This is a genomic window from Absicoccus sp., from assembly GCF_034090965.1.
In the GTDB taxonomy this organism is placed as follows: Bacteria; Bacillota_I; Bacilli_A; order Erysipelotrichales; family Erysipelotrichaceae; genus Absicoccus; species Absicoccus intestinalis.
On the sequence record NZ_JAXDRQ010000025.1, the window covers coordinates 1 to 13509 of the forward strand.

Annotated in this window: 14 protein-coding genes; 1 reads left to right on the plus strand and 13 read right to left on the minus strand. The window is 38.5% G+C overall.

Translation table 11 applies throughout. The features are described from left to right. Positions 1-169: 169 nt before the first annotated feature. From SOS22_RS03795 to fmt, 9 genes are all read right to left on the minus strand, one after another. On the minus strand, positions 170-1486 hold the full coding sequence (locus SOS22_RS03795; RefSeq protein WP_320325129.1) for a UDP-N-acetylmuramate--L-alanine ligase: 1317 nt from the start codon (positions 1484-1486) through the stop codon (positions 170-172). Between the two features lie 11 nt (positions 1487-1497). After that, positions 1498-2160 (minus strand): hypothetical protein, encoded by a 663-nt coding sequence (locus tag SOS22_RS03800; protein ID WP_320325130.1) that lies wholly within the window; start codon positions 2158-2160, stop codon positions 1498-1500. Continuing rightward, positions 2147-2491, minus strand: a complete 345-nt coding sequence (locus SOS22_RS03805) for a thioredoxin family protein (protein ID WP_320325131.1) — start codon at positions 2489-2491, stop codon at positions 2147-2149. Before SOS22_RS03805 ends, SOS22_RS03800 begins: the two co-directional genes overlap by 14 nt. A gap of 4 nt (positions 2492-2495) precedes the next feature. Further along, positions 2496-3128, minus strand: a complete 633-nt coding sequence (gene trmB / locus SOS22_RS03810) for a tRNA (guanosine(46)-N7)-methyltransferase TrmB (protein ID WP_320596364.1) — start codon at positions 3126-3128, stop codon at positions 2496-2498. Between the two features lie 100 nt (positions 3129-3228). Beyond that, positions 3229-5376, minus strand: a complete 2148-nt coding sequence (pnp, locus tag SOS22_RS03815; protein ID WP_320596365.1) for a polyribonucleotide nucleotidyltransferase — start codon at positions 5374-5376, stop codon at positions 3229-3231. Positions 5377-5459: 83 nt separating this feature from the next. Then, positions 5460-5726 carry a 30S ribosomal protein S15 gene (gene rpsO, locus SOS22_RS03820; protein WP_128519916.1) on the minus strand — a complete coding sequence of 89 codons (267 nt, stop codon included), beginning with the start codon at positions 5724-5726 and terminating at the stop codon, positions 5460-5462. 82 nt (positions 5727-5808) lie between these two features. Continuing rightward, positions 5809-6882, minus strand: a complete 1074-nt coding sequence (gene hemW / locus SOS22_RS03825; RefSeq protein WP_320596366.1) for a radical SAM family heme chaperone HemW — start codon at positions 6880-6882, stop codon at positions 5809-5811. Then, entirely contained in the window at positions 6882-8684 is a 1803-nt protein-coding gene (lepA, locus tag SOS22_RS03830) for a translation elongation factor 4 (RefSeq protein ID WP_320325135.1), read from the minus strand. The genes hemW and lepA overlap by 1 nt, the downstream gene beginning before the upstream one ends. 10 nt (positions 8685-8694) lie before the next feature. Beyond that, entirely contained in the window at positions 8695-9627 is a 933-nt protein-coding gene (gene fmt / locus SOS22_RS03835) for a methionyl-tRNA formyltransferase (protein WP_320596367.1), read from the minus strand. Between the two features lie 113 nt (positions 9628-9740). Here fmt and rpsT point away from each other — a divergent pair, with 113 nt between their 5' ends. Next, the gene (gene rpsT / locus SOS22_RS03840) at positions 9741-10004 is read left to right on the plus strand and encodes a 30S ribosomal protein S20 (RefSeq protein ID WP_320596368.1); all 264 of its coding nucleotides are present in this window, start codon (positions 9741-9743) and stop codon (positions 10002-10004) included. A gap of 30 nt (positions 10005-10034) precedes the next feature. Here rpsT and holA read toward each other — a convergent pair whose 3' ends face one another. The 4 genes from holA to SOS22_RS03860 all read right to left on the minus strand — a co-directional run. Further along, entirely contained in the window at positions 10035-10973 is a 939-nt protein-coding gene (gene holA / locus SOS22_RS03845) for a DNA polymerase III subunit delta (RefSeq protein WP_320596369.1), read from the minus strand. Continuing rightward, positions 10970-12856 carry a ComEC/Rec2 family competence protein gene (locus tag SOS22_RS03850; protein WP_320596370.1) on the minus strand — a complete coding sequence of 629 codons (1887 nt, stop codon included), beginning with the start codon at positions 12854-12856 and terminating at the stop codon, positions 10970-10972. The genes holA and SOS22_RS03850 overlap by 4 nt, the downstream gene beginning before the upstream one ends. Continuing rightward, positions 12853-13335 (minus strand): ComEA family DNA-binding protein, encoded by a 483-nt coding sequence (locus SOS22_RS03855; protein ID WP_320325140.1) that lies wholly within the window; start codon positions 13333-13335, stop codon positions 12853-12855. Before SOS22_RS03855 ends, SOS22_RS03850 begins: the two co-directional genes overlap by 4 nt. 48 nt (positions 13336-13383) lie before the next feature. Then, positions 13384-13509, minus strand: a 126-nt coding sequence (locus SOS22_RS03860) for a GreA/GreB family elongation factor (protein WP_320596371.1), incomplete at its 5' end; no start/stop codon positions are given.

A 13509-nucleotide genomic window follows, 5' to 3' on the forward strand; every position in this document is an offset into this window, starting at 1 on the left:
AATTCAGCCTTCATATAATTTAGACTCCAATCTAGAATTTTTTAAAGTTCTTGGAGCAGCTCCAAAAACTCTAATTGAATTCACTAAAATTATCGGAGATTTATTGATGAATTGGAATCCACTGTTTTATCTGACGCTTACGCTCTTACGAACCTAAAAAAAAGAGGAACTAGTCCTCTTCTAACCGCTTCTTTAACATATCTTTTAATAAATAGATATCTTTACTTGACATAAATAGGTAAACAGCAGGCCCCATGGTTTCTAATATTGCCGCCGATGGTTCATCGACATCCAACAACCGTCCCTTAGGACACAATGCCAATAGATCTTGAATCGTTACTGTAATATCCGGCGTTTCACGAACGGCATTTTTGGGAAAATCACACAATACAACTTCATCCGCCATATTTAGACTATCCGCAAATCCTTGTAGAAAATATTGTAGACGACTATAACGATCCGGTTTGTACAAAGCGATGACCTTCTTACCGGGATACTTTTTACGAGCAGCATCGATCATATAACGAATCGCCGTCGGATGATGTGCATAATCATCAACCAAGACAGAATCCTTAACTTCTTCGACTACACTTCTTCGAGCAATGCCTTTAAACGTCTCCAAACCATCAACGATATCTTCCACTTTCATGCCTAAACTATGGGCCAGCGCAAAACATCCCAAAGCATCTTGCAAGAACGTAGATGAAGTCTCGTGCAAAGAAATATGTGCGATTTCTTTTCCTTCGTGTTTTACATCAAAATGCATACCAAATGGTCCTTGTTCAATATGAATAGCTTGATAATCATTGCCATCCTTGAGACCATAAGTAACCGTAGGCACATGATATTTTAATGTAGGTAGCCAGGGATCATCTCCAAAATAAACGATCTTCTTCTGGACTTGATCGGCAAATTGTTGAAAGGCGGATACATAATCATCCATATCTTTATAGTAATCGATATGATCCAATTCCACATTGGTAATCAATGCATAATCGGGATGATAGCACAAAAAATGTCGTTTAAATTCACAAGATTCAAACACAAAATATTCGCTGCCCTTAGGCATATGGCCATGTCCATCCCCAATCAAGTAACCTGTTTTCGCATAACGAGGAAGGATCCATCCTAAAAGTCCTGTCGTTGTGCTTTTTCCATGAGTTCCTGCTACGCTAATGGATTCATAATTTTTCGCAAATTCACCAAGAAAATCAAAGTACCAATAAGCTTGTACATTTGGGTTTTCTTGTGCTGCCTTAATTTCTGGATTGCTTTCATCAAATGCACCACCCATGATGACGATATCCCCATCATGAATGTTCTTGGCATCGAAGGAGCCAAACGGAATGTTTCGTTCTGTTAATCCATCTTGCGTAAAAATATATTTGTCGATATCGGAACCAGTCACTGGATAGCCTTCGTCATGTAAAATACAGGCCAAAGCGGCCATTCCTGTTCCTTTGATTCCTACAAAATGATATGCCATAGTTTCACCCCTTAGTTTTTAGAAGCAAATAACTTCTCTTGTTTTGGCTTTTCTTCTTCGTTCTTTTCTAAGATGTCATCTAACGCAATGGCTTCGGTTTCATCTTTTGCTTTTTGACCCACCGTATCTGGGTCCTTACGAGGAATTTCGTTTTCTTTTCGATAGCTTGGAATGTCTTGACCAAACATTGGTGAAATAACTTGTTCAAAAGAAGAAGAGACAACAGGTTTTTCTAATTCCACTGCATTATGGATCTTATCATACTCTTTTTTATCATCCGCCGTATTCCCAAAGATGGGACTCATGATACTTTGATAATTATATTCTTGTTGTTTTTTACGTACAGGTTTGGCATCTTGATTTAATTTACTACGATCAAAATGATACGGTTTCTTATAAGTCGGACTCGTGTCTTTTTTTTGCACTTTTTGAATATCTAAAGCGCCAAACTGCGTAGCTTTCTTTTCTGGTACAGGATCTAAAACAACATCGGCTAACGAAACAGGATCCGGTTGTTGTACAGGTTGTGGTTTTTCGGGTTCCACCACGGTTGGTTGTGGACTAGGTTCCGCTGCTTTTTTTGGTTCTTCCTTTACTTCTTCTTCGATTTCTTCTTGTTCGTCATCGATATCTTCATCAAAAATAGATTTCATTAAATTCTTAAATTTTGGCATTTCCATACTCCTTTTCCACCGTCATCGCTACATAATCCATCACTTCTTGTTCGGTTTTTCGAAAGGGTGTCACAAACCGACTGATTTCATGACCATCTCGATAGGCAATAAAGCTTGGTACGCTTTGTATTCCAAGGTCTTTACAAAGATCCAACAATTCATCTCGTTGTACTTGATAAAAGGATACATCGGTAAATTTGGGTTGGATATGTTCGATGACCCTGTCCATTCCCACACAATCCGAACATCCCATGCCTGTGAACAAAAAAACCGAAATCGAATCTTGCAGCATGGTTTTCACATAAGCTTCATTTGTATGTATCGGCTTCATTATATCACCGTTTCCAAACACAACGATAAATTGGTTGCCCTTTTGCGACAAATTTTTCTTCGTATTCCGTTTCGACATCTTCTGGATGTGGTTCTTTTCGATAATCCACATTCACTTCGATCATCTGAAATCCCGCGTTTTGAAATTCAATCAAAGAATATTCAAACAATTTCGCATTATCCGTTTTCATTTGGATTTGTCCATCCTTTGCCAATACTTCTTTGTATTGTTCTAAAAAACGCGTATTTGATAATCGCCGTTTCGCATAGCGTTTCTTTGGCCATGGATCCGAAAAATTCAAATGAATGACATCGATTTCCTGCTTTCCGAACCATTCATTCAATGTTTGTGCATCTCCACGAATCAAACACAACTTGCCTTTTTCGGTATCTGTATCATATTTTTTGGCTGCAACACCGGCTGCACTATCATTTTTTTCAATGGCTACAAAACCTTCTCGCGGATAGAGCTTTGACATACCTAATGAATAATTGCCTTTACCACAACCTATTTCTACATGAAGAACTTCCGTATCTAAGAATTGCTTCCATTTCCCCATGTATTGTTCCGGTTCTTTGATACGGCATTTCGCCTGCTCTAAATATTCAACGGCCCATGGGATCTTTCGCATTCGCATGATGAGTTCCTCCTTATACACGACGCTTATTTTACCATAACTAACTTGGAAAACAAACTGAATCACTTCACAAAAAAAGACTTGTATCTTTCAACAAGTCTTATGCTTCTTCTTTCTTTGGTTGATCTTCCGTTTTAGGTTTTGGCAATAATGCCTTTGCACTTACATTGATTCGACCTTTGCGATCAATTTCGGTAACTTTGACATCAATGGTATCCCCAATCTTCAATACATCTTCTACCTTATCAATATGATGATGGCTGATCTTGGAAATATGAAGAAGTCCATCTGTATTGCCAAATAAATTGACAAAGGCACCAAATTTTTCAATACGAACAACCTTAGCCGTATAGACATCGCCAACTTTCGCAACACGTACAATGTTATTGATCAATTCTTTGGCTTTATCGATAGCGGCTTGATCCATATGATAAATCACCACATGACCATCATCATTGATATCGATCTTGACATTGTCGCATTTTTCAATGATTTCATTGATCATCTTTCCACCTGGACCAATCACATCTTTGATCTTTTCTGGATCAATCTTCATTGTGCCCATTTTCGGTGCATACGGACTTAATTCCTTGCGAGGCTCTGGAATAGCTGCCAACATGTTATCGAGAATTTCTAAACGCGCTTTATGAGCCTGTGCTAATGCTTCCTCAAAAATATCTCGAGTGATTCCTGTTGTTTTAATATCCATTTGTAAAGCTGTAATGCCATTTTTGGTTCCAGCAACTTTAAAGTCCATATCACCAAAATGATCTTCCATTCCTTGGATATCTGTCAATACCGTGTATTTTCCGGTTTCATCATTCATGATCAATCCCATCGCAATCCCAGCAACAGGGGCTTTGATTGGAACACCAGCTGCCATCAATGACATCGTGCCCGCACAAATACTTGCTTGTGAGGAAGATCCATTACTCTCCATGACATCAGCAACTGTACGAATGGTATATGGGAATTCTTCTTCCGATGGTAATACTTGTTTTAAAGCACGTTCACCCAAAGCACCGTGTCCAATTTCACGTCGTCCTGGACTGCCCATACGACCAGTCTCACCTACACAATAAGGAGGGAAATTATATTGATGCATGAATCGTTTGGATTCATTGGTCGTTAGGTCATCAATAATCTGATTTTCATTCAATGCACCCAATGTTGTAGTGGATAACACTTGTGTCTCACCACGTGTAAACAATGCCGAACCATGGACACGAGGCAACAAATCCACTTGTGAATTCAATGGACGAATTTCATCAATTTTACGTCCATCGGGACGAACTTTGTCTTCAATGATCAAACGACGGACTTCATCGGCTTCAATACCATGACAAATTTCACGTGCTTGTTTGATCGCATTGGCTTGTTCTTTTTCTGAAGCATATTCTTTCGCTTCGATCATCGCTGCTGCCTCATCGGTCAATTCATCAATTTTATTGTAACGATCCAATTTTTCTTTAATGGATACAGCTTCACGAATCTTGGCTTCATAGCCTTCGCGTACGGCTGCATCGACTTCTGGATCGACAGTGTACAAATCAATTTCCCGTTTTGGTTTGCCACAAGCTTGAATGATTTCTTCTTCAAAAGCGCATAATTTCTTTACTTGTTCATGTCCAAACATCAAGGCTGCCAACATATCTTCTTCACTGACTTCTTTGGCACCAGCTTCTACCATGTTTAAGGCCTTGGCCGTACCAGCAACCGTTAGATCAATATCACTTTGTTCTTGTTGAGCTACCGTTGGATTGGCAATAAACTCGCCATTGACACGACCGACGTGCACACCGGCAATAGGACCATTAAATGGAATATCCGAAATACACAAAGCCAAACTAGCACCAAACATTGCTGCCATTTCACTTGGATAATCGGGATCGACGCTCAATACTGTATTGACAACTTGCACTTCATTACGGAAACCTTCTGCAAATAAAGGACGAATCGGACGGTCGATCATACGTGCTGTTAAAGTGGCATGTTCACTTGGACGTCCTTCTCTTCGTAAAAATCCGCCTGGAATTCTTCCAACCGAATACAATTTTTCTTCAAAACTTACTGTAAGCGGGAAAAAATCAATACCTTCTTTGGCTTGATGACTCGCACAAGCGGTTGACAATGTGACTGTATCTCCATAACGAACGATGACTGCTCCATCGGCTTGTTTTGCGATTTCCCCTGTTTCTACTGTGATCCCCCGACCACAGAATTCAAAATGAAACTCTTGTTTCGCCATATTTTTATTTTCACCTCATTTAACCTTATGAATCGTAACATAGAAATCTAAAAAAAGATAGAAAAAAAGTAATCGACAAGCGATTACTTTCTCAATCCTAATTCAGCAATAAGTTTTTTATAACGATCTAAGTCCTTACGTTGTAAGTAAGCTAACAAATTCTTACGACGTCCAACCTTTTTCATCAAACCACGTTGTGAATGATAATCATGTTTGTGTTCTTTGAAATGTTCTGTTAAACGGTTGATTTCAGCGGTCAAGATGGCCACTTGAACTTCTGGAGAACCTGTATCTCCTTCATGAATCGCATACTTTTTGATAATTGCATCTTTTTCAGATTTCAGTAACATAATATCCTCCTCTTACTGTCCTTTTCTACCAAGCAAAGGGTCGGATGTTCCCTGTTCCTAGTACAAAAGCGAAAATATGGTATCATGAATCTTCCAAAAAATCAACTAAGATCGTATTTAAGATTTCTAGACCCGCAGGCGTACAAACACATCGACCATTCTGAATCTTCAAATCATTTGCATATTTCTTCAATACTGGTTGATATTCTTTTTCAAAATCCCGATGATATTTTTGATTCCAAGCTTGCACATTCAAGCCAAAAGATGTCCGTAAACTCATCATGATGGCTTCAAAAGGAGGGTCGGACTCTACATATTCGCGAATCGATCCATGTTGGATATAGTCCTGCACTGACGAATTGTGATCGTATCGTTTCCCGTGGATCCTTCCAGAAGCGCCACATCCGATGCCCACAAAATCCGAATCGTCCCAGTAACATAAGTTATGTCGCGAATACATCCCATTTTTACAATAGGAACTAATCTCATATTGCTCATATCCTGCATTTGTTAATTCTTGTCGAATTTTTTCATACATATCGGCTTCCAAATCCGGATCACAAGGGGCAATGCCTTGTTTGCCAAAGATGGAATGGGGTTCGATCTGTAAAGAATAGATGGATAAATGAGGAAGATCCAATCTTAAAAAAGTATCCAGATCTCTTTGAAGATCGGCCATTGTTTGTTTCGGCAAGCCATACATTAAATCAATGGAAATATTTTGAATTCCATGATCTCGACAATATTGGATGCACTGAAAAATATCTTCCGGTGTGTGCTTTCTTCCTAATGTATCAAGTATCGATGGTTGAAAAGATTGGACACCTAAACTAATGCGATTGATTCCCCATTGGGCATACATCTGAATTTTTTGTTGCGTTAATGTTTCTGGATTGCATTCAATGGTCCATTCATAGTTTTGGGCAAGATATGGCTGAAAACGTTTCACAATGGGTTCTAACATCGAATTCGATAAACTGCTTGGTGTTCCACCACCGAAATATAATGTTTCAATAGAAGAAAACGAAAGTGAGTCGATTTCTTCTAACAGTCGATCCAGCCATTTTTTTTGCATCGATGTGTTGGTTTTATAACGAAAAAAATCACAATAGGCACAAATGGAATCACAAAACGGTATATGCACATACACATGCATCAGTCATCATCCATCGAAAGAACAGCCATGAAAGCTTCTTGAGGAATTTCGACAGAACCCACCATTTTCATTCGTTTCTTTCCTTCCTTTTGTTTTTCTAAAAGCTTTTTCTTTCGTGAAATGTCACCACCATAACATTTTGCCAAGACATTTTTACGTAAAGCTTTGATATTGGTACGTGCAATCACTTTGCCACCAATGGCTGCTTGTACAGGAATTTCAAATTGTTGACGAGGAATGAGTTCTTTCAATTTTATCGCCATCGCATTGCCGCGATTAAACGCAAAATCTTTATAGACGATGGTCGATAAGGCATCGACAACTTGTCCATTTAATAAGATGTCCATCTTTACCAACTGGGATGGTCGATAGCCAATTAATTCATAATCCAAAGAGGCATATCCTTTGGTTGCACTTTTCATCTTGTCAAAAAAATCAAAAATAATTTCGCTCAATGGTAATTCATAAACCAACTGCATGCGAATGTCATCTAACACTTGTAAATCGACATATTCACCGCGTTTTTTCTGACACAATTCCATCATGGGTCCTACATATTCATTTGGAACCAAGATTTCTGCTTTGACATAGGGTTCTTCAATGCGATTGATCTTTTGCATCGGTGGTAACGCACTGGGATTATCAATAGCCTCCATCGTACCATCGGTTTTATAAACATGATAAATAACTGAAGGACTGGTCGCAATCAATTGCAGATTGTATTCGCGTTCTAATCGTTCTTCGACCACATCCATATGCAGCAAGCCTAAAAAACCGCAGCGAAAGCCAAATCCTAAAGCTTGTGATGTTTCTGGTTCAAAATGGAGCGAGGCATCATTTAGTTTTAATTTTTCTAATGCTTCTTTTAGATCATCATATCGTGCATTATCTACTGGATAGAGCCCACAATATACCATAGGATTCATTTCACGATATCCTTGCAGTGGCTGATTAGCTGGATGCAAAGCATTGGTGATCGTATCTCCAACACGCACATCTTCGATATTTTTTATAGCAGCCGAGATCCATCCTACATCCCCTGTATTTAACTGAGACTCGGTAACTTCTTTTGGGGTATGGACACCAACTTCTAAAACTTCATATTCTGCTCCTGTAGCCATAAAACGAATCTTGTCATGGGGCTTGATCGTACCATTTTTTATGGAAACAAACGCAATGACACCGCGATAGGAATCATACAATGAATCAAAGACCAAGGCTTGTAACGGGGCTTGCGGATCACCACTAGGAGCCGGTAGATCATGGACGATTGCCTCTAAGACTTGATCTACATTTTTTCCCGTTTTCGCTGATATTTCTACGGCATGCGAGCAATCCAAACCAATCAGATCTTCAATTTCCTTTTTAACAACTTCAGGTTGTGCACTAGGAAGATCGATCTTATTGATGACAGGAATGATTTCCAGATCATTTTCTAAGGCTAGATAGACATTGGCTAAAGTTTGTGCTTGAACGCCTTGTGCCGCATCCACAACCAAAATGGCTCCGTCACAAGCTGCCAATGAGCGAGAAACCTCATAGGAAAAATCGACATGACCGGGTGTGTCAATCAAATGGAAAAGATAGTCTTCGCCATTTTTGGCATGATAACGAAGCTGAACCGCATTGAGCTTAATGGTGATACCACGTTCTCGTTCCAGATCCATAGAATCCAAGATCTGATCCTTCATTTCTCGTTTTTCTACCGTTTGTGTCAATTCCAAGATACGATCAGCCAAAGTGGATTTTCCATGATCGATATGGGCAATAATTGAAAAATTTCGTATATGTTTTTGGTCCATGTCTACTCTCCTATTCCACTATTTTGCCAACGAAATTACGTCCTTGACCATTATAAAAGTCTTTGGCCTTCATGAGTGGTTTCCCTTCCATTTGGCAAGCACCACATAACAAGATTCCTTCATGTAAAGCAAACGCATATTGGTCTTCTTGCAAACCAAGAATCGTTCCCAAAGGTTGGGTATGACCCACTTGATACGATGGTTGAAATACCTTTAGCTTTTTCTTACCTATATATATGTAGGCTCCGGGATGATCCGACAATGCCCGGATTTGATTGATGATTCGTTGATCTTCTTGATTGAGATCAATATGTTCTTCGGCTTTAGAAATGACAGGTGCATAACTGACCAAGCTTTCATCTTGATCGATATATTTTGCCTGATCCGAACAAATGAGATCAAAATCTTTGATCAATAACTGACCGGCTGCTTTTCCCATTTTTTCAAAAACGGTAGTCGATGTATCCATCGGTGAAATTTTCACGATTTGAGTATCTAAGACGGGACCAGCATCTAAACCAGAAACCATTTTCATCAATGACATGCCACTCATTGTTTGTCCATCCCAAATGGCTCTTTGAATAGGTGCACCACCACGATATTTTGGCAATAATGAACCATGTAGATTGACGCATCCATACGTAGGTGCCATCAACACTTCATTCGGTACGATCTGTCCATACGCACATGTAACGATCAGATCGGGTCGTTGATCTAAAATAGGTTGATAGTCTTCTTTTATTTTATAGGGTTGAAAACAAGGAATCTGATATTTTAAAGCGAATTCCTTTACAGGAGAATATTGGAGTACGTGTTTCCGTCCTACACGTTTATCGGGCTGGGTAATGACCATGGATACTTTGATATTCGCATCGAACATAGCTTGTAGAACATCGGCAGCAATTTGCGGTGTACCCATAAATAATACTTGATTTTCTGACATCGAGCATGCTCCTTTCAACTTGCCTATTATACCTTATTTTTGCACTCTTGTGTTGCAAAGAAGAAGAGAATTTGCTATAATCCTTTTGCGATTTATGTCAGGAGGTGCAGTCCATGCCACAGATTCAATCAAAGAAAAAACGTGTAAAAACCAACAACAAAGCGCATAAGTTGATGGTAGCCAGAAAATCAGCATTGAAAACAAGCATCAAAAAAGTATTAACTGCTGTTGATGCTCAAGATAAAGAAGCTGCGATTGCTGCTTATAGCGAATGCTGCTCAAAATTAGATAGTGCTGTAGCCAAAGGGGTACATCACAAAAACTATGCTTCACGTCAAAAATCACGTTTGGCTAAAGCAATCAATTCGATTCAATAGTTTTTAAAAAGCACCACACGGGTGCTTTTTTTATGCATCTAACATTTTTAATACAAATTGTTCAAAGCCTTCATCTTTATCAATTTGTCCCCTTTTCATTTCTTGATCAAATGTAGCCAATGAAACCAATTGATCCAACAATTCTTGCGATGTGAAATTTTGTGCCCGCTGTGCATTGATCTTTACTCGATATGGATGGGCATGTAAGATCTTGGCGATTTCGGCCTGCGACATACCTTGTTCTACATATACATGCACTTGAAATAAGAAACGTATCTGACTTGCGAGCAAAGCCACGATCGCCACAGGCTCCATGTTCTGTTGACGAAAATTACGATAATAAGATAGAAGCAATAGCGCATTTCGAGAAAATAATGCATCCACCATTTTAAAAACATTATCCGTTGGTTCTGGTGTGATCAATTGTTGACAATCAGCAATGGTTGGCTTTTGCGAATACAGACTTAACTTTTCCATTTCATTTTCAATATGCAACGAATCATAACCAATTCGTGAACAGATCCAATCGATGGTTTGCCGATCTATCTGCATTCCTTTCTCTTTTGCTTTTTCCATCACAAAAGATCGTCGTGATTGATCATCCAATGGCATGCAGGCATACACGGTTGACATACTAGCTAATTGTTTGACCGTTTTGCGTCGTTCATACAACTTTTCACAATCTGCACAAAAAATCATGATCAATTGATCCGATGGATCGGTTCTTTTTATAAAGGCTTCCACATCATATTTTGTGCTATCTTTCATTGCCAAAAAAGTACAATGATGCAATATGATCATCTTTTTGTCATCAAAAATCGACAAGCTATCCATTTCCTGAAGAATCGTTGTTTGTTCGGTTTGCAGACAATCAAAATCAATAGTTTGTTGAATATCGTGTTTGTGTTTGATTGCTTCGATCCGTTGTTCCATCCGACTCCTATCGGTTCCATGTAAAATATAGTTCATGGCTTCATTATACTTGTCTTGACGATGCCAATCAAATGCGATGCGGTTTCAATACATAATATCCCTTTAAAACTGAAAAGATGGATCATTCCTTCTTTCCGGGTTTCAAAAAGGTGAATACCCAACGTATGACAATTCGCGATGACTGTGCTGGATGGATGACCATAATTGTTCTTTTTCCCTACCGAAACCAGACCCACTTTGGGTCGAGTTTGATCTAAAAAAGCCATACTACTTGATGTACTGGACCCGTGATGTCCTAGTTTTAAGATATCGACAGACAATTTATATTGTTGGATCAATTCTTGTTCCACCTGTACACTGGCATCTCCCATCCATAAATAATGAAAATCATCATACGAAAAATAAGAAACAATACTTTCATCATTGGTATCTGACGTTTCTCTTTTTGGCAGCAGAGAGAAAAAAGGATATTTCACCTTTGGCTTTTCATATCGCGAACGAATCACTTGTTGGATAGGAATCATTTTTTCAAGTTCTGTCACGCCGCCATCATGATCAAAATCCGAATGGGTCACAATTAAAGCATCTAAGCGTTTAACTTGCAAATCCTTTAGAACGGGTACAATAATATCTTTCACATTATCTCGATAAAAGCTTTGTCCACAATCGATCATAATGGCACTTTGATGAAAGGGTTCCAAGATCAAAGTACAATCTCCTTGACCAATATCGATCATATATACATGAAAAAAAGGATCCATATAGGGTTGCAGCCATGGCAATATACATAAACCAATACATGCTATTTTGCGTTTTTCCGGGTACAGCACAAAACCAATCACAAGAAGATAAAAAAGAAGGCCTGGAACATAATGAAAATGCGATAACGGAAATTTTTGGATCCAATCGTACCATACATTCGTAAGTGATTGTCCCAATGGAAGCAAAGAACATAATACGATATAGCTGTGAATGGTACGTATCCAGGAAAAACAAAGAAGCAATGGAATATTGAGCTCATGAAAATAAATCAATTGACTGATTGCCAGAAGGAAAGCACGATATTGTTTTCGTTTGTTTGTATATGGAATCAATCGATAAAGAATGGGAAACACGAAAACAAAATCGGTAGCATGTTTTGGAAAAAAACATAAAAAGGTAATGATTGAAGCTGATAGTGCAATATCCCGCTTTTTCAAGAAGCTTGTGTAAAAGGACAAGAGGAAGAATCGAACAAAAGAGATGGTAAATACAAAGAGATAACCATACCCAATCATGAGAATCAGCAAAATAATTTGTACTTTTTCTTTGGAAATATATCGTTGTAGTCTTCGCTGAAAGATATAGAATATACCAATGATTGGCAATCCGAGTCTTGTTAAGATGGAAGGTGTTTCTTCTTGATAAATTCCATAGAAATTGGCTTGAATGACCTTATTTTCTTTCCAACGACTGTATAGCTGACTTTTAAGAGAGTGAGAACTCGATATGAATTGTTTCGCATGGGAACGACCACAATAATAGATATTTTGTTTGGCCATGTAATCCGAGAAAGAAAACTGATAGATGTTTTTTAAATGATCAATGGGTTCAATTTGTGAAACATAGTAACAATCATAGAAATTTGGATCTTTGATGCCATATACGATGATTGCCGTATCTTTATTTTTTGCCAACACATAATTTTGTTTGATTTGATAAATACGATAAATACCCGGATGTACTTCTTGGGTACGAGGATAACATAAGAACATGGATAGGACGATCAGACCCATCCAAAGACAAAGCAGACCTGGCTTATGAAAACGAATCCATAGAAAAAACATGTAAAACATGCCTAATGTTACAATGCAAAAAAGATCATGCGTGATCATCAATGCCCAAAAGCCAATGGCTAGAAAGTAAGACGCCATTGTCATAGACAAATTCGATCCTTGATCTTTTCATACATCTTTTCGCCAATTCCTTTTACTTCTTTCATTTCTTCTAACGATGTAAAAGATTTGGTCTTTCGATAGGCTATAATGCGTCCGGCCAATGCTGGGCCTATGCCTGGTAAAGTTTGTAGTTCTTGTTCAGTGGCCGAATTAATGGATACTTTTTTGAGCGTCGTTGATGATTTTTTGGGAATGACGATAACTTCTTTCGGATTCATTTCTTTTAACATCGCAAGCGATGAAGTATCGGCTTGTTGGGTCAATCCACCGGCTGCTTCAATCAGATCTTTGATGGTACCATCCCATTTTATGGTATACACACCTGGTGTCTTGACTTCTCCTTTGATTTCTACGGTTTTGGTAGATGGAGAAACCAAATCTAAGGAAATCGGTTGGTAACGGCCTACATACGCAAATACAAAAAATGCAAAGATACAAAAAAAGAGAAGCGTTCTTTTCATATAAATCACCCTTCTCTATTACGTTTTGCATTGGCAACATAGCCAAATTTATTTGATTTCTAAGATCTTTACATCATAGGGTTCTTCCACATGATGAACGGTTACGGTTTGACCAACTTTGGAACCAATTAACGTTTCACCAAGCGGTGTTGCATTCGAAAGTTTGCCTTTTAG